16 protein-coding genes are annotated in these 24,592 nt (G+C 62.9%); 7 read left to right on the top strand and 9 right to left on the bottom strand.

The window, feature by feature from the left end; all coding sequences use genetic code 11:
- Positions 1-5: 5 nt before the first annotated feature.
- Entirely contained in the window at positions 6-938 is a 933-nt protein-coding gene (locus VGD45_RS02725) for a S1/P1 nuclease (RefSeq protein ID WP_331153730.1), read from the bottom strand.
- A 259-nt stretch (positions 939-1,197) separates the two neighbouring features.
- On the opposite strand from VGD45_RS02725, the gene VGD45_RS02720 reads away from it, so the two are divergent.
- From VGD45_RS02720 to VGD45_RS02710, 3 genes are all read left to right on the top strand, one after another.
- The gene (locus tag VGD45_RS02720) at positions 1,198-3,066 is read left to right on the top strand and encodes a hypothetical protein (protein ID WP_331153729.1); all 1,869 of its coding nucleotides are present in this window, start codon (positions 1,198-1,200) and stop codon (positions 3,064-3,066) included.
- Positions 3,067-3,072: 6 nt separating this feature from the next.
- A complete protein-coding gene (locus VGD45_RS02715) occupies positions 3,073-4,569 on the top strand; it encodes a hypothetical protein (protein WP_331153728.1) in 1,497 nt (498 codons plus the stop codon).
- Positions 4,570-4,798: 229 nt separating this feature from the next.
- Complete coding sequence (locus VGD45_RS02710; protein ID WP_331153727.1) at positions 4,799-6,106, top strand: reverse transcriptase family protein; 1,308 nt, start codon at positions 4,799-4,801, stop codon at positions 6,104-6,106.
- A gap of 42 nt (positions 6,107-6,148) precedes the next feature.
- On the opposite strand, the gene VGD45_RS02705 is transcribed toward VGD45_RS02710, so the two are convergent.
- The gene (locus VGD45_RS02705) at positions 6,149-7,417 is read right to left on the bottom strand and encodes a glycerophosphodiester phosphodiesterase family protein (protein WP_331153726.1); all 1,269 of its coding nucleotides are present in this window, start codon (positions 7,415-7,417) and stop codon (positions 6,149-6,151) included.
- Positions 7,418-7,575: 158 nt separating this feature from the next.
- Positions 7,576-7,797 (bottom strand): DUF3562 domain-containing protein, encoded by a 222-nt coding sequence (locus VGD45_RS02700; RefSeq protein ID WP_331153725.1) that lies wholly within the window; start codon positions 7,795-7,797, stop codon positions 7,576-7,578.
- A gap of 378 nt (positions 7,798-8,175) precedes the next feature.
- Here VGD45_RS02700 and VGD45_RS02695 point away from each other — a divergent pair, with 378 nt between their 5' ends.
- Entirely contained in the window at positions 8,176-9,903 is a 1,728-nt protein-coding gene (locus VGD45_RS02695) for a methyl-accepting chemotaxis protein (RefSeq protein WP_331153724.1), read from the top strand.
- On the opposite strand, the gene VGD45_RS02690 is transcribed toward VGD45_RS02695, so the two are convergent.
- The gene (locus VGD45_RS02690) at positions 9,900-12,095 is read right to left on the bottom strand and encodes a sensor histidine kinase (protein ID WP_331153723.1); all 2,196 of its coding nucleotides are present in this window, start codon (positions 12,093-12,095) and stop codon (positions 9,900-9,902) included. The genes VGD45_RS02695 and VGD45_RS02690 overlap by 4 nt on opposite strands.
- Before the next feature lie 327 nt (positions 12,096-12,422).
- The gene (locus VGD45_RS02685) at positions 12,423-13,052 is read right to left on the bottom strand and encodes a response regulator transcription factor (RefSeq protein ID WP_331153722.1); all 630 of its coding nucleotides are present in this window, start codon (positions 13,050-13,052) and stop codon (positions 12,423-12,425) included.
- 381 nt (positions 13,053-13,433) lie between these two features.
- On the opposite strand from VGD45_RS02685, the gene VGD45_RS02680 reads away from it, so the two are divergent.
- The 3 genes from VGD45_RS02680 to VGD45_RS02670 are packed head-to-tail and all read left to right on the top strand — an operon-like array spanning position 13,434 to position 19,069.
- A complete protein-coding gene (locus VGD45_RS02680; protein ID WP_331153721.1) occupies positions 13,434-16,970 on the top strand; it encodes a response regulator in 3,537 nt (1,178 codons plus the stop codon).
- Between the two features lie 22 nt (positions 16,971-16,992).
- Complete coding sequence (locus VGD45_RS02675) at positions 16,993-17,859, top strand: protein-glutamate O-methyltransferase CheR (RefSeq protein ID WP_331153720.1); 867 nt, start codon at positions 16,993-16,995, stop codon at positions 17,857-17,859.
- Between the two features lie 28 nt (positions 17,860-17,887).
- Positions 17,888-19,069 (top strand): sensor histidine kinase, encoded by a 1,182-nt coding sequence (locus VGD45_RS02670; protein WP_331153719.1) that lies wholly within the window; start codon positions 17,888-17,890, stop codon positions 19,067-19,069.
- Here VGD45_RS02670 and VGD45_RS02665 read toward each other — a convergent pair.
- The 4 genes from VGD45_RS02665 to VGD45_RS02650 all read right to left on the bottom strand — a co-directional run.
- On the bottom strand, positions 19,036-21,417 hold the full coding sequence (locus VGD45_RS02665) for a PAS domain S-box protein (protein ID WP_331153718.1): 2,382 nt from the start codon (positions 21,415-21,417) through the stop codon (positions 19,036-19,038). The genes VGD45_RS02670 and VGD45_RS02665 overlap by 34 nt on opposite strands.
- A gap of 237 nt (positions 21,418-21,654) precedes the next feature.
- Positions 21,655-22,365 (bottom strand): sulfite exporter TauE/SafE family protein, encoded by a 711-nt coding sequence (locus tag VGD45_RS02660; RefSeq protein ID WP_331153717.1) that lies wholly within the window; start codon positions 22,363-22,365, stop codon positions 21,655-21,657.
- Positions 22,358-22,495: a cbb3-type cytochrome oxidase assembly protein CcoS gene (gene ccoS, locus VGD45_RS02655; RefSeq protein WP_331153716.1), complete on the bottom strand. Its 138-nt coding sequence runs from the start codon at positions 22,493-22,495 to the stop codon at positions 22,358-22,360. Before ccoS ends, VGD45_RS02660 begins: the two co-directional genes overlap by 8 nt.
- On the bottom strand, positions 22,492-24,592 hold a 2,101-nt coding region (locus tag VGD45_RS02650; RefSeq protein ID WP_331153715.1), incomplete at its 5' end, for a cation-translocating P-type ATPase. The genes VGD45_RS02650 and ccoS, both read right to left, overlap by 4 nt.

Genomic DNA, 24,592 nt, shown 5'->3' with positions numbered 1-24,592 from the left:
ATCGGTCAGCGCTCCGGATCGGCGCGGAACACCCAGCGCAGCACTTCGGTGAGACGATAACCGGCCAGCGTCAGCCGTTGCTCCGCGACCTGCATGGATTGATCTAGATAGCGCTTGGGCAGCTCTGGCGCCTTTTTCGCGGAATCGCTGGCGCGCAGATCGGGGCCATACGCCAATGACGTGGCGAGCTGATGGCTCTCCTGTGCCCACGCAGAGAACTCCGCCGGATTCTGGAACGGCTGCAATTCCTTGAACTGCGCGCGCGGCAACCGACGCGTGAGATCGCTGGCGCGACGCGTTGCCATCTCGGGCTCGCCGTCGCGGCTGACGATATCGTCCCAGAACCAGTGCAGGCTGATGGGCTCTCTATCGATGGGATCGAGCACGAATTGCAAGCTTCCGCCGCGGTCGCCTTCGGGAAATCGTTTGGAAACTTGCGACACGCTGTGCAGCGGCTGGTGCATGTCGCCGACCAGATGGAATATCCAGCACAGCGCGACCGCGCGTTCGCCCGCCGAGGCGCGCGGGTCCGAAGCAACGCTCAGATTGAGCGCGAACGCCTCCATCGACGATCCTTCCGGCCGGTCTTCCGGCAGCTTCGGTGGGGGCGACGAGGAATCCACGATGGGCCGCGACCAGTAGTGCCACGTCGGATGATCGTGAATGCTGCCGCGAGTATCGTCGGGCCAGCGCGCCAGCTCGAGAAAGAGGCGACGGCTGCGTTCTTCGCCTTTGGCACGGCCGATGGCGACTTCGAATGCGCCGCGATCCGGATGTTTCTCCGCGAGCGCCACGATCTTGTCGATGATCCGCGGTTCCTGCGCGCTCAGTTCCTCATAAGCAATGGCTGCGCTCACCATGTGGCCGGGACGGGACCACGCGTAGACGGTGGAGCAGGGCAGGACGGTGGCAAGCAGCAGTGCGACGAGTGGCTTCATCGATACATCCACGACATTTCGGAACACTGGCATGAATAACAGACCCGGCGCCGCTCCAGGGCAGCGTGGCCTCGAACCAGTGTTGCACGAAATGCAAGCCGGGATGACGAATTCTGCGCAGCCGGTCGTGACGGGACTATGACGCCTGATGCCTGGTCGCACCCACCGATTCGCGCAGCACGTCACAGTCGGCGGCTGGGGCGGCATGCTTCCATTCAGCCAGCCGGTGCGGCTACGCTGCCGCGCTGGGAGGATAGGCATGGCCGACTGGCTCAAGGCTGCCGAAACGAAGCAGCTCAGAGAATCATTTGACTGGCACCTGGCGAATGTCACCGACGATCGCGCGCTGCGCGACCGGCTGGAGGGCATGGCCGCGGCATTGCGCTTCAAGGCGCTGGGCTGGTATTGGGCGCCGCCCCTGTACCGGCGCAATCGCGCCGTGTTCCTGCCGTTCATCCAGCAGCATTTCGCCGAACATTTCGTCGATCCCGACAAGAATCGCTGGCACGCCATCGCCTGGAGCGGCGAAGTCGCGGCGGCGCTCGATCCCTGGATGGGTGAGTTGGAGAAGCGCGGCGAGGCGCGCCTGTTCCGCCGCCTTTACGAATGGAAGCATCGCCACGCCAAGGGCTGGGGATTGAATACCGAGGAATGGCGTAAGGATCTGCTCCAGCGCTTCAGCGACAGTTCAGCGGCGCAGCGATCGCAGGTGTTGCAGTTATTCGATATGCACGCGGAGCTCGACGAGGCGAGCGCGCTTGCTTTGTATCGAGCGGATGCCAATCTCGCCGGCCCTTTCATTCTCAAGCACGTGCCGCGTCGCTGGTATGGCGAGGACACCAAGCGGCAGTTGTGGCGCGAACTGGCGGACCTTGCCCGACAGCGCGGCGCTACGGACTTCTATTTCAAGCTCTATCGGGCACAGATCCCACTGGCGGACTGGCAGCGCGACACGCTGGAGCTTTGCGCGAAGATCCCCGATGCGGACGCGCTCGTGGCGGCTTTGGAACAGCATCATCCCGAAGGCACGTGGGACGGGCTCGGCAAACAGTTTTACAAACTGCTCGAGTTGCGCGGCCGGGATGTCATGCCTTACGTGCGCAAGCACCTGCGGCGCATTTTCGGTTGGGGCCGCAGCGATGCCTATGGCGACATCGTCGCGCTCGCCAAACAGCGCGACTGGCTGGATCTGTGGGCCGCGGTCATCGTGACCTGCGGTCAGCCCAAGCAGTACAACGAAGCCATCCGTGAAGTGCTCAAGAGCAGCTCGCTCCCAGAGGATGAGCGCGTGCGGCGCTTGTTGCTGCTCTCCGGCGTTTCGAGCGAGTGGAATGGATTGGGGTGGGGCATCGCCAGGGTGCAACAGCTGGACGAGCCCAATGCGCTGGAGTTGTACGAGCGCTATCCGGCGATGTTGCGCCAGACGTTCAAGGCGCACCTGACGCCCGCGTGGTCGGACGGTCATTTCGAGCTGTTCGAACGCGCCTGGGAACAGGGCGACGAGGAGCTGGCGGACTATCTCGCCAGTCGCTATGTCACGCGGAACTATTTTTCCAAGCGCACCAAGAACAGCATCAACGAGCTGGTCGCCGACAAGTTCGTGGCATTGAAGCTCGAGGACACGGACTTCGCGCGCCGCGCGGCCAATGTGCTGACGCTGGTGCCGGCTTACTCGATCTTCAATTACAACCATCTGGTGCGCGAGAACCGGCTCGCTCGATTGCTGTTCGAGCGCTCGATCAAGAGCTTTCTGAGCTCGCCCGCCGCCGTGCGCGACCTGGTCGAGGGCGGCGAGGTTCACGTCCAGCAGCTCGCGTATCGAGTTCTGTCGAGCAAAGATCGGCGGGCAGAGGAGTTGGCCCGCGACAATCTGGATATTCTGATCGGCACGCTGCTGCGTCCGCTGCATCGTCGTACCCGGTTCGCGGCGTTCGGCGCTCTCGTCAACGCCGCGACGACTCTGGATTGCGCGCGACGCGTATTGGAGAAGGCGCGTGCGGCCTTCGCTTTGCCCGACAAGCGTTATCCCAAAGAGCAGCTGGTCGGCGTGATCGCGAAAATTCTGGCGCGCTATCCCGAGCTTGGCGGGCCTCGCGAGCAACGTGTGATCTATCGTCGCGCCGGGTAACTCAGCATGTTTGCTTCCATCGCTTACGCCAGTCCCAGCGCTTTCAACTCCACGCGCGAGCGGGCGGATCTATCGATAGCGGCGTCGCAGACGCGGCCGGTGAGCTTTCACGGCGAGGTCGTTCGCAACGGTTTCACGCTGCGGGTTGCTTTGCGCGCGCTGGGCTCGGCCATCTGGTCCGAGGACGTTTGGGACAGCGAGGCGGATTTCGTTTCGCGCATCCTCGATCCCGTCATCACCGTCCACCCGGATCGTTTGTGGTTCGAGGCTTTCAGCCAAGACATGAGCGTGTACTCCGCGCTGATCGTCGATCCGGATTCGTTCCGTCTGGAAGGAACGCCGAGCTACGGCACCACCAATATCGATTTCACAGCATGGCTGTGGGGCGCGCTGGATGAAATGCGCACCAGCCGGCGCACGCACTTTCGAGTCGGCGCGGAAGGCTTCGAAGTGAGTACGAGTTCGGCTGGCGGGCGCTTCGAAAGCAAGGTCGATATTCCCGACGCGTGGGTGCGCGGCTTCTTGCAAGTGCAGGGCGCGATGGCGTTGCCCGGCACGCGCCTGTCAGTCCGTGCCGTGGATCTGTTGTCCGCGATTCGTTTCCTGCGCTTCAACAAGGCCAAGATCAGTCCGCGCGCCCTGCGTTACGAGATGGAGCCGGAGAAATTCGCGCAGCTGGTGATCGAGCCCTGGGATCACGTCGTGCCGCTCGAAGGCGCGACGCATGGCTACACGGAGAAACGCGTCATCCGCACCTGGGGGCGTCGTCGTCTACGATTGATCGAGCCGCTGCTGCCGTTCGCTGAGCGCGTCGATATCTATCTCAAGGGCCGCGCGTTGCCGAGTTTCTATGCGGTGAAGCTCCCGGGCATGACCTTCCTGTTGGGCCTGAGCAGCTTTGGAGGCGAAGGCGGATTCGGCGGCTCCTCCGGTTTCGATCTCACCACGCCGACACAGGACAACTCACACGCTCCCGCCGTGCTGAGCGCGCTTGCACCGGCCTTCCACCTGAGCACGGCGGAAGTCGCTCAGCGTGCAAACATTCCAGTGGCTGACGCCGCCAGAACGTTGACTTCGTTGAGCTACGCAGGGCGAGCGATGTACGACCTCGAAGCGCAGCGTTGGCGCTATCGTGAGTTGTTCGATCCGCCCATCGATCCGGTTCGTTTCTATCCGCCGGACCCGCGTCGTGAAGCCGCCGATCGGTTGCTGGCGCAAGGACTGAGTGACATCGAGGTCACCGCCGAAGACGCCCGCAAGGCGCGCCGTTACGTCAACCCGAATACGGGCGAAAAGGTGGAGCGCGAGCTCGTGTTTCGCCAGTGGCGCATTGGCGGCAGCTGCGAGGGCGAGCGCACGAGCATTGTTGTAAATGCCGAGGAGCGGATCATCTTCGGACAGTGCGGCTGCGAGTTCTTCAAGGAACACGTCATGAATTTCGGTCCTTGCGCGCACATGCTGGCCTTGTATCAAGCCAGCGCGGCACAGCGGGTGCTCGAATGAGACACAGTACGTTGACAACGCGCGCGACCATCGCCGATAGTCGCCTCGCCCGGCGGCCTGCAGCTAGCCATCTGTCCCTGGTGTTTCGCCAGGGCGGCGCCTTGAGCGTATTACTTCGCCACGGTTCCCACGTACGTAACGCGGGAAGCCATGAGTCCACAGCCTTGCAGGTAGCCTCGCCGCCGGGTCTTTCCCTTCCGCTCGAGCTCGCAATCGCAAAAGGTGCCGCATGAGGCTCCTGTTGATCATGTTTGTGGGCTATGCGCTCTGGTACCTGATCAACAGGTACTGGCCGAAACGCGCGACGCGCGATTTGTCCCGACTCCAGTCCGATGACGACGAGGCCGCCGAAGAGGAAGTGCTGGAGACAGTGGACGTCGACGGCGGTCCGCTGAAAGAAAAACATCGCCGCCTGGCTCTGCGCGACGCCCGCCTGCTGCCAAAACCGAAGCCGCGCGCTCACACCTGGCCGCCGAAGCCCAAGCCGAAAGTCATGGCCATGGACGAGGCGACCCGGCTGTTTGCCGGCACGCTGCGGACGAAGAATCGTAAGCTGCGCGATCTGCGCAGCGACGAAGATCAATTGGAACGTTACGGGCTGCCGCTGTGGAAGTCGGAGGAAGACGTCGCCCGCGCGCTGGGCATCGGCGTGTCACGCATGCGCCATTACAGCATTCATCGCGAGAAGGAGCGCGTTGCTCATTACGTGAGCTTTGCGATTCCCAAGCGCAGTGGCGGCGAACGCATCATCATGGCTCCGAAGCGCGAGCTGAAGAAACTGCAGCGTCAGCTCGATCAACTGTTGGTCGCCAAGTTGCCGGTGTCCGAATACGCGCACGGATTTCGCAAGGCCCGTTCGATTGCCACGCATGCCGCTGCTCATGTCGGTCGCAAAGTGGTGGTGCGGCTGGATCTGAAGGATTTCTTTCCATCGCTGCATGTCGGACGGGTGCGGGGCCTGTTGATCGCTCTGGGGTACAGCTATCCGGTCGCTGCGACATTGGCGACCTTGATGACGGAAGCTGTGCGTCAGCCGGTGCGAGTGGGCGAAGAACTATTCCATGCGCCGGTCGGCGGTCGCCACGCCGTGCAGGGTGCGCCGACCAGTCCGGGTCTCGCGAATGCACTGGCGATCACGCTCGACCGCCGGCTCGCCGGCGTGGCGAGACAGTTCGGCTTCACTTACACGCGCTATGCAGATGATTTGACCTTCAGCGGAGACGACAGCGACAAAGCGCGCCAGCTGATTCGAAGCTGCCAGCGCATCGTGCACGCCGAGGGGTTTGCGCTCAACGACGCAAAGACTCGAGTGATGACTCAGCGTGGCGCGCAGCTCGTGACCGGCGTCGTGGTCAATCGAGAGATGGGATTGTCGCGACGTCGTCGGCGTTTGTTGAGGGCGGAGCTGCATCGGGCTCAACGTCAAGGCGGCGATGCTAGTTGGTGGCGAAAGCTGCGCGGCAAGCTGGCATTCGTTTCGATGTTGAATTCGCGGCAGGCGCAGGCGTTGGCTAAAAACGTTCGTTTTCCGACTTGAGCGCCGGCGGCGCAATGGCCGCCGGCTCTCACAGACAATCGGCTATTTCAGTCCCATGCAGTTCGCATAGTAAGTCACGGTCGCCGGCCAGTCGGAGAAGATGCCGATGACGCCGACCTTGCGCGCCAGCACGTCCAGCGCCTTGTACATGTCGCTGTCTTTCTTCAGCGCGCGGCCAGTCGGATCGAAGCTGTAGTAGAAGCCCGCGCCGACGCCGCCGTTACGCAGGTCTGCCCGCTCGAACGACCACGTGATGATGTCGAAGCCGAGGCTCTTGATATCGACCGCATACTGCGACGGGACGATCTCGTTCGCGTCGTTCACCGCCAGCAGCACGCCCATCGGCGGAGCGATGATCTTCACGCCTTGTTTCTTGAGCTGCTTCAGCTCGTCGAGCGACAGGCGCGGCAGATTGGCCGACGGATCGACGTCGTCGAGATACACGGCCTGCTGACCGAAGCGCGGCTCGTTCTTGATCCAGTACAGCACGTCGCGAATGTCGAAGGACTGCGGCCACACATCTTTGGGATTCACTCCCGCCGCTTTGAATTCGTCGATCATTTTCTGCGCGTAGTTCTCCTGACCGCCGAACACTGTCTGCAGGCGCTGCGGATCGCCAGACTTCAGCTCCGGCGTGTGCTTGACGCCCAGCTTCTTGTTGAGCTCGATGCTCTCGCGCAGCGTGAGCAGAGTGCCGCGGCCGGTGTAGAGATCGGTGCGCCAGGAAGCGGTGCCGCCGAGATAACCCTTCGCGGTGGTCGCGTTCGGATTGGACGCGTCCATCTTGCCCTTCAACGTCTTGAACTGGGCGAGCGTGATGTCACTGGCGCAGCACTTGGGGTTGGAGCCCGGGCCCGACCACGGCTTGGTGCATTGGCCGTTCAATTCGGTGTCGACGATGTTGGTGGTGGTGTGCAGATCGCACTCGGCGTGCCGACACACCAGTTCGCCGTCCTTGGTGAAAGTCACATCGCATTCGACGATGCCCGCGCCCTGGCGCGCGCCGGCTTCGTAGGCTTCCTTGGTGTGCTCGGGAAACTGCAGGGGCGCGCCGCGGTGAGCGATGGAGAAATCGGTCTTGTAGAACGGACCGTTCTCGCAACGTTGCAGCTTGTCTTTCAGGCGCCCGTCGTCGAGCCCGTCGACCAGATAAAACGGACGGTCGCCGACTTGCACCGAGTGGCGCGGGCCGCGGCCATCGTGATGGTTATCGTGGCCGTCGTCGCGACCGTGGTCGCCAGCCAACGAGGCAAAGGAGCAGAGCGCGGCCAGCAAAGCCGCGGGCGCGGCCAACTGCAAAGGATGGGGCATTGAACTCTCCTGCGAATGAGTAGGGGGTTCGGCGCCGCCTGCCTTGCAATTTACTTAATGAGGCGTCGCGAACCGGCCTACTGATACGCCGGCGAAGTTCAAACGAGGTTGCGGTTGGATGATCGCTTGATGACGATCCGCCCGACCGCGCGGGGTCATCAGCTGTGATTGGTCCGTTCCGCGTGCAGCACGTTGCGCACGAGGCGGGTGGCGATCACGGACACGAACGTCTTGACACGGGCTTGCGAATTCAGGCGCGCATGTTCGATTTCGTACAGCTCGCGCACATGTTCGACCGGGGCGTCGCTCTCCTTGGCGAGAGCTTCGATGGCTTGTTGCTGTTTGGCCGGATCACCTGCGTTATTGCGCAAGACGGTCATGATCCCTCCGGTGTGTTTTCGAAGACATATTCATCGGCGCGCGCATGTTAGCCGTAGTGGGGGCGCCAGCCGCCAACTTCCAGGTCCGTGCGCCATTCTGGTGCGGTTGCCCGATATTCTTTTTCTGCGGCGTCAGTCACTTGCGCCTGCTTGCTGGGCAGCCGCCGATAATCTGTCACATTCGCGGAACGCCTGGATTGCGCAAGTCAAGCAATAAGTTCCCTGACTGTAAGAAATTCCTGGCGAGCCGCTCCACCCTGGCGTTATTCGGCGAGATCGCCTAGGCCAATCCCCGAATCCCTCGACAGTCGATCAAGCTGACGACCCCCTGACCGATAAACCGCTGCAGCCCTTTGTTGATTTTCTTCGGGAGTTGTCGTGGCCTTGTCCAGACTCAGCATCAATACGCGACTGATCGCGGCCTTCGCGGTCGTGGTCGCCATTCTCATCGCATTGATCGCGGTGGCCACCGTGAGCCAGGGCAAGCAGGAAGCGGCCGAGCGCGCAAACGTCGAGACCTACGAGATCATCGAACAGGTCAACAGTCTGGGCGATGCGCTCATCAACATGGAGACCGGCGCGCGCGGCTTCCTGCTGACGGGCGTCGATTCGTTCCTCGAGCCGCTGACCAACGGGCGGCAGGAGTTCGAAACACACGCTGCGAACATCGAGCAGTCCACCAAAGATTCGCAGGTGTTGGAGAAGTTGCAAGCGATACGCGCTGCGCAGGCGGACTGGATGGCGCACGCCGTGGAGCCCGCGATCGGTCTGAGGCGCGAAGTGACCACCGGCGACGCGACGATGTCGGACGTGGTCGCGTTGGAACGTGAAGCGCGCGGCAAGAAAGGCATGGACGCCATGCGTGTCATGCTCGCCGACCTCGATAAAATCGAGCAGGACCTGTTGAAAGAGCGCGCCGCAGCCGCCGAGGAAGCGAGAGAGTTCGCTGCGACGGTGTTGATCGGCGGTGGCGCCATCGCCGTGATCCTGTCCATCGTTCTCGCCATTGCCATCGCACGCAGCATCGTGAATCCGTTGCGTCAGGTGTTGCGCGCGACTGAAGATTTGCGCGCCGGCGACGGCGATCTCACTTATCAGTTGCCGCAAATGGACGCCGAGTTCGGCGACATCGCGCGCTCGCTGAACGGCTTCATCGGCAAGTTGCACCAGATCATCTCGACCACTAAGTCTCTGTCGGCGTCGATGTCCAGCGGCGCGTTGCAGATTGCCCGCGGCAATGACGATCTCAATCAGCGCACGCAGGAACAGGCGGCCGCGCTCGAAGAAACGGCGTCGAGCATGGAAGAAATGACGGCGACGGTGAAACAAAACGCGGACAACGCGCGCCAGGCCAATCAGCTTTCCAGCAACGCGCGGTCGCATGCCGAGAAAGGCGGCCAGGTCGTGCAACGGGCCGTGGGCGCGATGGAAGAGATCAATGCCTCCAGCCGCAAGATCGCCGACATCATCGGCGTCATCGACGAAATCGCATTCCAGACCAACCTGCTGGCGTTGAACGCAGCAGTCGAGGCGGCACGCGCGGGTGAGCAGGGGCGTGGCTTCGCCGTGGTCGCGTCCGAAGTGCGCAGTCTCGCCCAGCGCAGCGCCAGCGCCGCGAAGGAGATCAAAGATCTCATCAACGATTCAGTCGGCAAGGTGCGCGCCGGCACCGAGCTGGTGGACGAGTCGGGCCGCACCCTGACGGACATCATGGAAGCCGTGAAGAAAGTCAGCGACATCGTGGCCGAGATTGCCGCGGCCAGCGAGGAGCAGGCGCAGGGCATCGATCAGGTGAACAACGCCGTGGCGCAGATGGATTCGATGACGCAGCAGAACGCCGCGCTCGTCGAAGAAGCCTCGGCCGCCAGCAAGTCGCTCGAGCAGCAGGGCCAGGGACTGGTGGCTCAGGTGGGGCAGTTCCGGACCGCCGACCATGTTTCTTCTCACGTCGCCGCGCCGGTCGTCGCGGTCAAGCCGATAGCGTCGGTCAAGCCGCTCAAGCAGCCTGCCAGCAAACCTAACAAGAAGCCTTCAGCAGCGACTCGCACGCCGGTCGCCCCGGCTCCGATGGCGAAGGCCAGCGGCGGCGACTGGCACGAGTTCTAGGACTCAGCATTCACCGCCGCGACGCTGTCGGCAGCCGATGCCGCAGCGTCCGGCAGCGTGAAATGAAACGCGGCGCCCTTGCCGACGGCGCTTTCGGCCCAGATGCGGCCGCCATATCGCTGCACGATGCGTGCACATGTGGCGAGACCGATGCCCACGCCGGGAAATTCTGCGAGCGTGTGCATGCGCCGGAACGGCTCGAACAAATGCTGCGCGAAATTCATATCGAAGCCGACGCCGTTGTCGCGGACCACGAAGGTCGGATCGGCATCGCCCTCGCCGCGGATCAGTTCCACCGACGGGCGCTCGGCGTGCTTTGTATATTTCCAGGCGTTACCGAGCAGGTTGAACAACAGACTGCGGATCAGCCTCGGATCGGCGAATAGCGCAGGGCCTGCGTCGATCCGGTAGTGCACGCGATGGTTGGGAAACTGCTGCTGCAGTTCCTGCACCACTTCGGTGGCGACGGCATTGAGATCCACCGGCCTGCGCACCAGCTCGATCTTGGTGAGCTGAGCCAGCCCCAGCATGCCGTCGATCACGTCGTTCATCCGTCGCACGGACGCATCGATGCGCTCCATGCGATGCCGCGCTTCCTCGTCCGGCAATTGTTTGATCAGATCGCGCAGCATGCCGCAGTGACCGGCCATGGCGTTCAGCGGCGCGCGCAAGTCATGTGCGGCCGAGGCGGTGAACTCTTCGAGGTCGCGATTGGCGAAAGTCAGCTCCTGGTTCATCACCTGCAGCTCGCGGGTCCGTTCCTGCACGCGACGTTCCAGCGAAGCGGTATGCCGGTCGAGATTCTCCCTCAGCAAGGCCTGCTGAAGCGCGATCGCTAGCTGGTCGGCAATGCTGTGCGCCGCTTGAATGTGATCCGCGGAAAAACAATGCGGCCGCGAATCGATCAGCTCCAGCATGCCGAGCAGGTGCTGCTCGCCTCGCAGCGGCAGGGCCGCATAAGACATCGCACCAGCGCGACGCAAGTCGCCGAACAGCTCTGAGTCCGAGGGAAGGGCGTTCAGGTTGCCCAGCAGGATGGCTGCGCCAGCGTCCGCTTCTCGCAAAGCCTGCTCGTAACTACCGATGGAATGCGCCCGAGGCAGGACGTTCGTATCTCCAAACGCGCCGGCGGCCAGCAAACGCCGTGCGCCGGAGTTTTGATCGAACACGATGAGACTGGCGCAGGCGCACGGCACCATGCGACGCAAATGATCCAGCGCCTTTTCGGCGATCTCCCTGGTGGAGCGCATGCCGAGAATGGCGCGATCCATTTCGGCCACGGCTTCGACGCGGCGCAAGTGGGCGCGCAGCGCTTTGTCGCTGCGGCGAACGGCCCGAGAGTTCCACCAGATCAGCATGGAGAAGATCAGGATGTTGGCGGCCGTGAAACAGGCGAGGCCGATTTCGGGGTCGTACCAGCCGCGTCGCTGACCTTGCAGCAACAACCAGCCGACCACACAGGGCAGAAGAATCGCGGCGGGAAACAATCGCCGCATTTCCGCGCCGGCCTGATCGGTCGCCGTGATCTGTCCGGCCAATAAGAAGCGCGGGTGCACGGTCAACAGCGCCGCGGCCAGTAACAGCAGACCCAGCGCTGTATGCAACGCGACCACGGAAAAGCCCGGCAGCGAGTACAACGAGGACGCCTGGTACGCATAACCCAGCAACATGACGAACGCGGCTACGGCGGTGACCAGCACCAGCAGCTCCATCGCCAGCCACAGTCGCGCGAGCCTCGTCGGCCACGGCAGCATCGCGACCGCGAGCAAGCTGAAGCTGATGGCGCTGATCGGTGACATGCGCCACGGAAACACGAGCAGGCTGTTGGGTGTGCTATCTGCCACCAGCAGCTTGTCGATGCCGGTGGCCAGGTTCAGCACGTAGCTGAGCAGAGTGAGGCTCGCGACCAGCAGTAACAGCAGCGCCGCCACGGGCTGGATCCGCGCCAGCGAGCGATCGATGACGTCATTGCGTCGCGACTGTGCAAGCGCCGCGATCGACAGTCCACTCAGCACGAAGCACAGCGCCGTGTTCGGCTTCATCGTGCCCAGGCCGGGCAGCACGCTGTTGAACAAAGGTTTGGACAGCCACCAGCCCACCAGCGCGGTGCCGCCCACCGCCATGCAGACCACCGCGACGGTGCGAGCAAACGGCATGAAGGCCGGCGGCCGACCCGCGTTAGCCGCGGTCACGCGGGCCGGAGTCAGGGAGGATTCGGAATGTTTGTTGTTCAGGGGATCTCCTCGTCGCGCGCCTCGTTTCCGATCGGCTTCGCTGCACCCTGGATTTTGCGAGCAGTCTAAGCGCGCGCCCATGGGGCGGCGTCCGCATCTATACGCACCTCCGCTTAAGGGAAGGTATCGGACAAACGTCCGAATACAGGCGTCGCCACATCGTTGTGTACAACGACTTGGCTTATGTTATTCCGCACAAAGAAAGGTCGTTCCGCAGGCGTTGCCTGGACCCGCAACAAAACAAACAAAAGGCGCGTCGCGAGCGTGCGGAAACATCCGCGTCGGTCAGTTCGCGCCTACGCTGGATTGTATGATCATGTGCATACGGACCAGGTGGGCCAGCGACTGTGCGCTCATTTTGTCCATGATGTTGCCGCGATGAACCTCGACGGTGCGCTCGCTCAAGCCGAGATCGAGCGCGATCACTTTATTGGCCCGTCCTTCCACCACCAGTTGCAACACTTCCTTCTCGCGAGCGCTCAGCGTCAGGAAGCGCGCGCGGATGTCGGCATGCCGGCGGATGCTCTCGCGATTGTTTGCATCCTTTTTCAAAGCGGTGCTGACGCGATCGAGCAGATCCTGCTGCCTGACCGGCTTTTCCAGGAAATCGAAGGCGCCTTCGCGCATGGCTTCGACCACCATCGGGATATCGGCGTGGTTGGTGATCAGGATCACCGGCAGGATGGAGCCGATGCGGTTCAAATGGCGCTGCAGCTCCAGGCCGCTCATTTCAGGCAGGCGCACGTCCAGGATCAAGGCGCCGGGCGTGGCGTGATCGAGTTTTTCCAGGAACAGCGACGGACGGCTGTAAGAAACCACGACATGGCCGGCTGCTTGCACCAAAGCCGTGAGCACGTCTCGCACTTCTTCGTCGTCATCCAATATATGGACGACCGGCTGCACTACTTTATTCATCCCCACTCTCCCTGATGTTTTAGTCTTGCCCGGCAGTGTACATCGCCTGGAAAAAAACCACGCATCTGGCGCCTGTTCGGATTGCCCACCACCGTTGGCGCGGCAACAAATTGCGGCTGTGCTGTAGGCGCGTTAACTACCGATTGCTAGCAGCACCCTCCGTATCTATCGTGCCGCGCGGCGTCCAAACGATGCGCACCGATCTGATGCTGAAACATTTACTGGATCATGCACGCCAGCTCGCTAGGACAGACCGGGCTGTCTGACCCCGCTCTCAGGACCGATCTTCTCGGGTCCGAGCATTTCAGGGCCCATCAGGGGCTGGCGCCAGCGGCCGCCACCCAACCAGAACCTACCCGTCGTTCGCTGCTCTCCGTCGGAGTGCGCATCGGCGCCGGCTTCGGCGTCGCATTGCTGTTGCTGGCGCTGCTGAGCATGGGGGTGAATTCCCGCCTGAGCGCCAGCCAGCAGGAACGCGGCTGGGTGCAGCACTCGTTGCGAGTGCTGAGCAGGAACGAGCATGCGTTGCGCCTGGTCAGGCAGGCCGAAGCCGCGGCGCGCGGCTTCAAATTGACCGGAGCGCCCGTATTTCGAGAACAGTTCGACGCCACCGTCATCGATGCCGAACGCACCCTTGCCGAGCTCAGGTCGCTGACGGCCGATAATTCCACGCAGCAACAAGCGGTGGGCACGTTGGTGCCGGTGGTGAGACAACGATTCGATAACCTGCGCCAGCTGTTCGATCCGCAGCATACGGACGCGGAAGCCATGGTGCTGGCCGGCACAGCGATCATGGACCGCATCGATCGACTCACCCGCGCCATCGATAGTGAAGACAATCGTTTGCTCACTGAACGCCGTGCGCGGGCGAAAGCCGCCGAAGCAGTGACCCGGCAGCTCACCACGTATGGATCCGTGGTCGCGGTGTTGCTGATCGCTCTGGCGGGATGGTTGGTGACTCGGAGCATCTTGCGACCCGTGTCGGCGCTCGCGGCCGGCGCGAGTCGGGTCGCGCGAGGCGATTATCAGCTCGCGGTCGCCGTTGGCCGGAACGACGAGCTGGGTCGCCTCGCGACTGCCTTCAATAATATGGCCGCACAGATCGCAGCACGCGAGCAGTCGTTGGCGGAACAGGATTGGTTGAACACCAGCCTGGCGCGCCTGTCGCGTTTGCTGGAAGGCGCGCGCGATCCAAACAAACTCGCCGAGAAGATCCTGAGCGAGCTGGCGGTGCTGGTCGGCGCGAGGCAATCGCTCATCTATGTGCCCACTGGCGAAGAGGGCATCGTGCTGGAGCTGCAAGCCAGCTACGCCGCCGACAATCCGCCGCAGCGGATCATTCGCGGTCAGGGCCTGATCGGTCAGTGTTATCGGGACTGCACCGGCGTGGTGCTCGATAAAGTTCCGGAAGACTATCTGCGCGTCAGCTCCGCGCTCGGTCGCGCGCCTGCCGCGCAGGTCGTGGTGATGCCGGCTGCGTTCGAAGGCAAGGTCAAGGCGGTGATCGAGCTGGCGACCTTGACGAGCTTCTCGCCGGTGCAGCTGACATTGCTCCAGCGCTTCTGTGACAGCTTCGGCACGGTGCTGCATGCGTTGCAGGCTGCGAAAAAAACCGAGGAGCTGCTGGCGGAGGCCACTGACTTGTCGGATAAGTTGCGCGAGCAGCAGGCCGAACTGCAGCAGACCAACGCGGAGATGGAGCAGGTCAACGAGGAGCTGCAGCAGAGCAACGTCGAAATGGAGGAACGCGCGACGGTTTTGCAGGAGCAGCGCGAAGCGCTGGAGCGCGCCAACAAGGAAGTGGAGCTGGCGCGCGGGGCGCTCGAAGAAAAGGTCCAGCAGCTGGCGCAGAGCTCCAAGTACAAATCCGAATTCCTCGCCAACATGTCGCACGAGCTGCGCACGCCGCTCAACAGTCTGCTGATCCTGTCCAAGATCCTGGCGGAGAACAACGAGGGCACGCTGACGGCCAAGCAGGTCGAGCGCGCCAACACCATTCACGGCGCAGGCAACGATCTGCTCGATCTGATCAACGATATCCTCGACCTGGCGAAGATCGAGTCGGGCACGGTCACCGCCGACGTGGCGCAGGTCCGTGTCAGCGACGTCACGCAGCAGATGCGACAGGCTTTCGATCATGTGGCCGAGAATGCGCATTTGAGATTCACCGTCGAAGTCGCGGCCGATGTGCCCGCGACGCTGGTGACCGACGGCCGGCGCTTGCAACAGATCCTGCGCAACCTGCTGTCGAACGCATTCAAGTTCACCTCCAAAGGCGGCGTGACTTTGAAGATCGAGCGCGCCACGTCCGGGTGGGGCAACAATGTTCCGACACTCGCAGCGGCCGGCGCAGTTGTCGCCTTTCGTGTGATCGATACGGGCATCGGCGTCGCGCCGGATCGACAGGAGATCGTGTTCGAAGCATTCCGGCAAGCGGACGCGGGCACGTCGCGGCGCTACGGCGGGACGGGGTTGGGGCTGTCCATCAGTCGCGAGCTCAGTCGTTTGTTACAAGGCGCGTTGACGCTCGACAGCACACCGGGCGTCGGCAGCACGTTCACTTTGTATTTGCCTACTGCAATGAGTGCCGATACTCCCGTGCAGAGGGCGCCGGAGCCGCCGCAAATGTCCCGTGCAACGCTGCGTGCGGTGGAGGAGCAAGAGACAACAGCGGAGCTCCCGTTGTTGGAAGACGCGTCGGGGCCGACGGATGACGATCGTTCCAATCTGGTGGCGGGCGATCGTATCCTGCTGGTCATCGAAGACGATCGCAGCTTCTCCGCGGTGCTCGCCGATTTCGCTCGCGAAAAAGGCTTCAAAGTGATCATCGAGCGTTCGGCGCAGGAAGGCCTTCGCGCCGCGCGCCGCTTCAAGCCCAGTGCGATCACTCTCGACCTGCTGCTGAAGGACAGCAACGGCTGGGCGGTGCTGGATCGTTTGAAACACGATCCGGAGCTGCGGCATGTGCCGGTGCACGTCATTTCGGTTGAGGATCAGCGTGAGCGCGCGCTCATGCAGGGCGCGCTGACATTTCTGCACAAGCCGGTCACGCGCGAAAGCCTCGACTCAGTGCTCGGCGAAACCCTGCAACTGCTCGACAACCCCACGCGCCGCCTGTTGATCGTCGAAGACGACAAGCGGCAACGCGACGCCGTGACCGATCTGTTCAGCGCCACCGATGTGGAAATCGTCGCCAGAGGCAGCGCGGCCGAGGCGCTGCAGGCGCTGGACGAAGGCCGGTTCCACTGCATGATCGCGGATCTCGTGCTGCCGGATATGAGCGGCGCGGATTTGATCGCCACCATGCAACGCCGCCATGGCAAGAACGCGCCGCCGGTAGTCATCTACACCGGTAAGCCTCTGTCGCGCACCGAAGAGACCGAGCTGCGCGCCGTTTCCGAGGCCATCATCATCAAGGACGCCAGCTCTCCCGAGCGCTTGCTGGACGAGACGGCGCTGCTGCTGCATTACCCGGCCTCACGGATGCCCGAGTCGCGTCGTCAGTTGCTGGAGCGGGCCCGCAAGGAAGATCCCACGCTGCGAGGTCGCAGCGTGCTGGTGGTCGACGACGATGTCCGCAATATCTTCGCCATCACCGCCGGCCTGGAAAGTCATCACATGCGCGTGCGCTACGCCGAGAGCGGGGCCGCTGCCATCGAGATCCTGCAGTCGCCGGAACATTTCGACGTGGTGCTGATGGATGTGATGATGCCCGAGATGGACGGCTTCGAAGCCATCCGTCGCATCCGGCGCATCGAGCGGCACGCCAATCTTCCTATCATCGTGCTCACTGCAAAAGCAATGGCGCGGGCGCGCGAAGAATGTTTGCAGTGTGGCGCGACCGATTATCTGGCGAAACCGGTCGATCTGGATCAACTGCGCTCCATGTTGCGCGTCTGGCTGTACAGGCAGCGCTAGCGGGCGACGCCAGGGCAGCTGCATGACTCCGGGCGAATTTCCAAGCAGCACGCACGTCGACGGTGTCGACGAGGGTCATGGCAGGGAGGCGGACCTGCAAGAGTTCCTGGATGAACTGTTCGATCTGAGCGGCGTGGACCTGAGCGGCTACGGCAAGCGCGCCTTGCAACGCCGTTTGCGCAGCGTGATCAAGGGCGAAGGCCTGTCCGGTCTGGGCGAGCTGACCGATCGCATTCACGGCGATCCGCGCTTTCTCGCCAAGGTGCTCGACCGGATCATGCTCCGGGTCACCACCATGTTTCGCGACCCGTCGTTCTTCCGTCTGTTTCGCGAGCGTGTCGTGCCGGTGCTGCGGACTTATCCCTATCCGCGCTTGTGGGTCGCCGGCTGTTCCACCGGACAGGAAGCTTTTTCGCTGGCGATCCTGCTGCGTGAAGAAGGGATGTACGACCGCTGCCGTATCTATGCCACCGACATCAACGAGGCGGTGCTGGAGCAGGCCCGGGCGGGCTCGCTGCCGCTGGCCTCGCTGGCCGAATACGAGCAGAACTATCGGATCGCCGGCGGCATCCGCAGTCTGTCCGATTACTACACGCGCGGCGAGTCGTCGGCGGTTCTCGATCCGGCGGTGCTGAACCGTATCGCCGTGTTCCGGCACGACCTGGCGCGCGACGCGTCGTTCAACGAATTCCATGTGATCTTCTGCCGCAACGTGCTCATGTATTTCGACGAAGCGCTGCGCGATCGCGTGCACCAGCTGTTCAGCGAAAGCCTGGTGCGGCTGGGATTTCTCGGGCTGGGCCAGAGCGAGTCGCTGCATTTGTCGCAGCACGAGTCGCATTACGAGTTGCTGTCGCCGCGACAGCGCCTGTATCGCAAGGTGGGTTAGCGGCGAGGTTGTTGTTGGAGGATCCCGCATGACGACCAAGACAGCTCACAAATCGAACATCCTGCTGGTCGACGACGAGCAGGCCAATCTGGACGCGTTGGAAGCGGTGCTGGAGGGCTTGGGTCAGAATCTGATCACCGCCTCGCGTGGCGAACAGGCGCTCAGGTGCGTGCTGGAACACGACTTCGCCGTGATCCTGCTCGACGTGCAGATGCCGGGCATGAGCGGCATCGAGACCGCGGCGCTGATCCGGGCGCGCGAGCGTTCGCGCGCCACGCCGATCATTTTTCTCACGGGCATGATGCGCACCGCCGAGATGGTCTTCAGCGGCTATTCGGCCGGCGCGGTCGATTATTTGATGAAGCCGCTGGAGCCCGAGGTCTTGCGCGCCAAGGTCGCGGTGTTCGTCGAGCTGGACAAAGCGCGTTACGAGCTGGAGCAGGAGATCGCCGAGCGGGTGCGCATCGCCGAGCAGGTCAGCGAATTGAACCGGGCCCTGCGTCAGAAGAATGACGATCTCCTGGCGGCCAATGCGGATCTGGAATCTTTCTGTCACTCGGTATCGCACGATCTGCGCATGCCGCTGCGTCACATCCATTCGTATGTGTCCATGCTCGAGGTGTCCGCCGGCAGCAAACTCAATAACGAAGAACGGCGTCACGTGCAGACCGTGCAGAAGGCGGCGATGCGCATGACCCGGTTGATCGACGACCTGCTGGCGTTCTCGCGCATCGGCCGCGCCGCCATGCATCGCCAGCGCATTCGCATGGACGAGTTGATCGACGAAACTTTCCAGGAGCTGGAGCCGGAGCTCAACGACCGGCACATCGACTGGGAGCGGCATTCGATTCCGGACATCGTGGGCGATCCGCAGCTCATGAAACAGGTCTGGGTCAACCTGCTGGCGAATGCCGTGAAGTACACGCGCCCGCGCGATCCGGCGAAGATCGAGATCGGCGCCGACGTGAACGACGAAGAGGTGGTTTATTACGTGCGCGACAACGGCGTCGGCTTCAACATGCAGTATGCCGATCGTCTATTCGGCGTGTTTCAGCGGCTGCACGCGGACAAGGACTTCGAAGGCACTGGCGTGGGCCTGGCGAACGTGCGGCGGATCGTGCAGCGTCATGGCGGCCGCACGTGGGCGGAGGGCGTGGAAGGGCGCGGCGCGACGGTTTATTTCTCGATGCCGACCGCTGGCAACGCCTGAGGTCGGCACCAGCGCTGCAGAACCCGCTCGAAATCCGCGCCGGAATAGGGCTTGGTGATGTAATCGTCCATGCCTGCCTCGATGCAACGCTCCCGATCCTGGCTCATGGCGTTGGCGGTGAGCGCGACGATGGGAGTGTGCGCGCCGCCGCCTGATCGCTCGCGGTCTCGGATGACGCGCGTGGCCTCGAAACCATCCATCTCGGGCATCTGACAGTCCATGAAGATCAGATCGTAAGCCTGCTGCGACGTGCGTTCGCAAGCGAACCGGCCGTTCTCGGCCAGATCCACTTCGCAACCGAGCTTGGCCAGCAGGCGCGTCGCGAGCATGCGATTGACGGCATGGTCTTCGACGATCAGCACGCGCGGGTGTGCTGCCGAGATCGACTGCTGATTGGCGGGCGCCAGCGAAGCGTCCAGCGTGAGGACACGATGGCTGCCGGTGGTCTCGCTGCGTTGTGCAAGCGGCAGCGTGAACCAGAACTTAGAACCGACCCCCGGCTCGCTGGCGCCGCCGATCTGACCGTTCATCAATTCGACCAGCTGTTTGGAAATCGCCAGGCCCAGCCCGGTGCCGCCGTACTTGCGGGTGGTCGACGAGTCCGCCTGCGTGAACTTCGCGAACAGGCGGGGCAGTTGCTCGGGGGTGATGCCGATGCCGGTGTCTTCGACTTCGATACGCACCATGCCCTCGCTTTCGCAAGCGGCGCGAATCGTCACACGGCCGTGGTCCGTGAACTTGATGGCGTTCGAGGCGAGGTTCACCAGCACCTGCCGCAGCCGGCCGGCGTCGGCGATCGTGCTGGTCGATATCGTGTCGGGCCACTGGACTTCGAAGTGCAGCTTTTTCTCCGCCGCGCGAGGCCGCAATAGCGTCAGCACGTCATGCGCGATTTTTCTGGCGTCGACCCGCGCGCGTTCGATGGTCACGCGGCCCGCTTCGATGCGCGAAAAATCCAGGATGTCGTCGATGATGGTCATCAGCGCGCGACCCGAGTCGCGGATGGTGCTGGCCATGCTCTGCTGTTCGGGCGTCAGCGATGTTTCCAACAACAAATCGGTGAAGCCGATGACGCCGTTCATGGGCGTGCGAATCTCGTGACTCATGGTCGCGAGGAAATCGCTCTTGGCCTTGCTGGCGCCCTCGGCGGCGTTGCGCGCCTTGATCAGTTCGGCTTCTACCAGCTTGAACGGCGTGATGTCCTGGTACGTCCCGAGCACGCCCCACACATCGCCGCGCGCGTCGATCAATGGCACTTTGCTGGTCGTGCGCCACTCGGTGTGCTCGCCTTGCGTGAACTGCTGCACCAGGTTCAGCACCGGCTGACGGCTATCCATGATGTGTTGTTCCACGGCCGAGTCGGCCAGCGTGTCGACCAGGCCGTCGACCTGGTTGCCTGCCCAGGGCACGTCGCTATCGGTCTTGCCAACGATTTCCTCCACCCCCGCGTCCATTTTGAAATTGCGGTTCGCGCCGAGGAAGCGGCCGTCGCGATCTTTCCAGAACACCCGCTGGGGCAGCAGGTCGATGACCGTCTTCAGCAGCGCCTCGGATTGCTCGGCCAGGCGCATCGCCTGTTTCAGTTCGGAGATTTCGATGGCCGTGCCGGAGATGCGTAACGCGAGGCCGTTCTGATCGCGCTTGTTGACCGAGCCGCGAAACAACATCGATACCCAGTGCCCATCCTTGTGGCGGATTCGTGCTTCGCTTTCGAAGAAGGGCGTCTCGCCCTGACAGTGCCGCTCGATTTGTTGCAACGTATGCGCCAGATCGTCGGGATGTACGGCGCGATTCAACGCGGCGCGCGACATGGGACCGACTTCCTCCCGGCCATGGCCGAGCATCGGGCCCCAGTTACCGTCGAACTGCAGGGCGTCGCGCACCAGATCCCAGTCCCACAGGCAGATGCCGGAGCCGTCGATGGCGAGCTTATGACGCTCTCGCAGCTTGGCCAGCATATCTTCGGCGCTCTTACGAGCCGTGATGTCCACGCACGCGGAGGTGTAACGCGTCACACGGCCGGAGCTGTCGGTGGTCGGAATAATGGTGATGTCCAGCCAGAAATAGCTGCCATCCTTGGCCCGGTTACGAATCTCACCGCGCCACGACTGACCGGTGGCGATGGTGCGATACATATCCATGAAGAATTTGCGATCGTGATGACCGGAGTTGATCAGGCTGTGGTTACGGCCAATCAGCTCCTCGCGCGTGTAGCCACTGATGCGACAGAACAGCTCGTTCACCTGAGTGATGCGGCCGCTGGCGTCGGTGCTGGAAACGATGCTGCAGCTGTTCAGCACGTCGAGCTCCGCTTCCAGCTGTTCGACGCGATTTCTGAGTCCGCCCACGAACGGCCTGGCTAGTAGCGCGCACGCTTGGAGTAGCGGGCGGTACCACGTTCGCGGCGGCGACTGCCCCCCGGGTTGTGCGTGTGCGCGCTCGCCAGATTCCGTAGCTGCACTTAGAGAAGCGGACAGTGGCATATGTCGGCCGAGGGTCCCGCAGGAGCAGCAGATCGTCACTACGGACTGACACCTATTCCGATTTGTTTGTTTCGGCGCTGCCGCATGAATCCGCGGGACCGCTTAGTGGTAATGGGCATGACCGCGTGCCGGTAACGACACCCAGATCATCCAGGCGCCGAATGTCAGCAACAACACCGCGCTGGCATAGCGGGGCCAGCGATTTTTCAGCAGCCGCTGCATTTGCGCAGCGAGCACGCTGCTGGTCAGCATCGACGGCAACGTGCCGAGGCCGAACGCGAGCAGGATGGCGGATCCATTCCATGCATCGGCGCTGAGCGCGGCAAACAGCAGCATCGAATAGACCAGGCCGCACGGCAGCCAGCCCCACAGAAAACCCAGCGCGATCGCGTGGGCGCTTCCGCTACGAGCGCCAGCGCTGAGAGTAAATGGCTGCAGACTGCGCCAGAACTTTGCACCCAATGTTTCTAGCCATCGTAGCGGATTCCAGGGCGACAACATTCGCAGCGCAATCGACAACAGCAATACGCCGCTCGCGATGCGAAGCGTCGCGCCGATACGCGCCAGGTCCAGCACTGTTTGCAGCGTGGCGCCAATCAAGCCGCAGATCGCGCCGGCGAGGGTGTACCCGCTCAGGCGGCCCACGTGATAGGAAAGGGCGTTGCTGAAGGCTGCACCGGCGCTGTTCGCGGTAACGCGAGCCCGCATACCGAGCGCTCCTGCCAGACCACCGCACATGGCAAAGCAGTGCGCACTGCCCGCCACACCCGCGATGAACGCGGCGGAAAGGCTGATGGCAGTCGAATCATTCATCCCGGAGCGCATCCCAGCCGGGCGATTCGAGGTCGTCGAACTGCCCCGCGCCGACGGCCCAGAAAAAACCCCAGCCCGCGAGCACGACCAGCGCCAGGCTCAGAGGAATCAGCACGAAAAGAATGTTCATGCCGTTAACTCCCGTGGTTGCAGTGAGGTCACGATCGGTGCAGGAATTTGCTCGGGCGCCCGAGGCAGGAGGCGTGTGGCATTCAGCACCACAGCGACTGAGCTGATGGACATGCCCAACGCGGCGAGCCAGGGTGGAATGAAGCCCAGCGCCGCCAACGGAATCGAAGCGAGGTTGTAAACGGCGGCCCACAACAGATTCTGTTTCGCGATTCGGAGCGTGCGCCGAGCAAGCAGGACGGCTTCGGGCAGCGCCGAAAGATTGTCGCTCACCAGCACCAGCTCGGCGCTTGCATGCGCCAAAGCGGCTCCTCGTCCCATGGCGATAGAAACATTCGCGGCGCCCAGCACGGGAGCGTCGTTGACCCCGTCGCCAACGACGGCCACGCGCTTGCCTTCATTCTGTAACCACAGTACGTGCGCGAGCTTTTGCTGGGCGGTACGGCTGGCGAAGTGCTCCGTGATGCCGCACTGGCGCGCCACACTCGCCACTGCGGTGTAGCCGTCGCCGCTCAGGATCTGCGGCTCGATGTTCAGCGAGCGCAACTGATCGATCGTCTCGGCGGCCGCCGGCCGCAGGGAATCGGCAAGTTCGAACCAGGCCAATGCCTCATGCTCGTCTCCGAGCATGATGACGCTGCCCACCAGTCCGGCCGGCGATGTTGGAGGAGAGGGTTGGTTGTGCAGTTCGGCAACGAAGTCCGGGCTGCCGATACGAAACAAGCGGCCCTCGACTCGGCCTTGCACGCCGCGACCGGCGACGGTCTGCATATCATCGACGACGCCTCTCTCGCGATAGGGCGCGAAGGCGCGCGCCAATGGATGCTCGGACGATTGTTCGAGCAGCGCCGCGGTTCGCAGGCACTGCGCTTCGCTCATGCCAGCCAAGGAAATACAGTTGGAAACGCGCAGTTCGCCTCGGGTCAGCGTTCCCGTCTTGTCGAACACGATGTGATCGACTTTTGCCAGACTTTCGAGGGCGTCTGCGTCGGTGACCAGAATGCCATGGCGTCCCAGGTTCGCCGTAGCTGCGGCGAGAGCAGCCGGCATCGCAATGGCAAAGGCGCAGGGACATGCCACCACCAGCACCGCGAGAGTGGCAGCGAACGCTCGCGATGGTTCGATGGCCAGCCACAGCGCGCAGGTCAGTCCCGCTCCAAGCAACACATAGTTGAGAAATCGCGCGGCCGCCGCGTCGGCATTGCGAGACAGCGCAGGCTTGTACGTTTGCGCACGCTGCATGAGTGAGACGATGTGAGATAGCGCCGTATCGCCGCCGAGCGCCTTCACCGTCATGCGCACGGGCTCATCGACGTTGAGCGTGCCGGCAACGATTCGTTCGCCTCGGCGCCTTCGTACGGGCAGCGACTCGCCGGTGAGCATGGCTTCGTCCAGCTGCGCCTCGGCGTCGAGTAGCTCGCCATCGGCCGGCAGCACTTCGCCTCGGCGAACCTGGATCACATCGCCGACGCGCAACGAGGTCACCGGCACGTCCTCAACGCCATCTGCGCGGATGCGATGCGCGATGGATGGCAGTTGCCTTGCCAGCGCATCGGTGACGCCGGCCGTGTGTTGACGCACGCTCATCTGCACGAATCGGCCGAGCGTGAGGAAGAAAATGAACATCGTGACGGAATCGAAGTACACCTCGCCGGCGGAACCGGTGAATGTGTTCCAGACGCTGGCCGCGTAAGCGAGCAGCAGCGCGATGCTCACCGGCACATCCATGCCGACCGCGCGGCTGCGCACGCTGCGCCATGCGCTCAGCAGAATCGGTGCGCCTGCATAGAACATCACTGGAGTGGCGACGAGCAGGCTCACGATGCGGAAGTAGCCATGGATCGCCGGATCCATGATTTCGTTCCCCAGCTCGGCCGAGTACACGGCCACTGCGAACATCATGACCTGCATCATGCCGAAGCCCGAGACCGCGAGTCGCTTCAGACTGTCGTGCCGTTCCTGACGCAAGGCTCGGCTTACCGTTTCATCGGATAGCGGATGCGGCACGTATCCAAGTTGCGCGATCGTGCGCATGACTTGTGCAAGATCGAGTTGTGAGCTGTCCCAGGTCACGCTGGCGCGACCGGTCGCGGCATTG

The sequence above is a fragment of the Steroidobacter sp. genome, from assembly GCF_036402275.1.
In the GTDB taxonomy this organism is placed as follows: Bacteria; Pseudomonadota; Gammaproteobacteria; order Steroidobacterales; family Steroidobacteraceae; genus Steroidobacter.
This window is presented reverse-complemented; position numbering and strand designations above follow the sequence as displayed.

Excerpts from the sequence above, each read along its gene's own strand:
- VGD45_RS02700 (WP_331153725.1), bottom strand. The coding sequence starts at position 7,797 with ATGACCGTCTTGCGCAATAACGCAGGTGATCCGGCCAAACAGCAACAA.
- VGD45_RS02705 (WP_331153726.1), bottom strand. The coding sequence starts at position 7,417 with ATGCCCCATCCTTTGCAGTTGGCCGCGCCCGCGGCTTTGCTGGCCGCG.
- VGD45_RS02670 (WP_331153719.1), top strand. The coding sequence starts at position 17,888 with ATGACGACCAAGACAGCTCACAAATCGAACATCCTGCTGGTCGACGAC.
- VGD45_RS02685 (WP_331153722.1), bottom strand. The coding sequence starts at position 13,052 with ATGAATAAAGTAGTGCAGCCGGTCGTCCATATATTGGATGACGACGAA.
- VGD45_RS02720 (WP_331153729.1), top strand. The coding sequence starts at position 1,198 with ATGGCCGACTGGCTCAAGGCTGCCGAAACGAAGCAGCTCAGAGAATCA.
- VGD45_RS02725 (WP_331153730.1), bottom strand. The coding sequence starts at position 938 with ATGAAGCCACTCGTCGCACTGCTGCTTGCCACCGTCCTGCCCTGCTCC.
- VGD45_RS02660 (WP_331153717.1), bottom strand. The coding sequence starts at position 22,365 with ATGAATGATTCGACTGCCATCAGCCTTTCCGCCGCGTTCATCGCGGGT.
- ccoS (WP_331153716.1), bottom strand. The coding sequence starts at position 22,495 with ATGAACATTCTTTTCGTGCTGATTCCTCTGAGCCTGGCGCTGGTCGTG.
- VGD45_RS02715 (WP_331153728.1), top strand. The coding sequence starts at position 3,073 with ATGTTTGCTTCCATCGCTTACGCCAGTCCCAGCGCTTTCAACTCCACG.
- VGD45_RS02675 (WP_331153720.1), top strand. The coding sequence starts at position 16,993 with ATGACTCCGGGCGAATTTCCAAGCAGCACGCACGTCGACGGTGTCGAC.
- VGD45_RS02710 (WP_331153727.1), top strand. The coding sequence starts at position 4,799 with ATGAGGCTCCTGTTGATCATGTTTGTGGGCTATGCGCTCTGGTACCTG.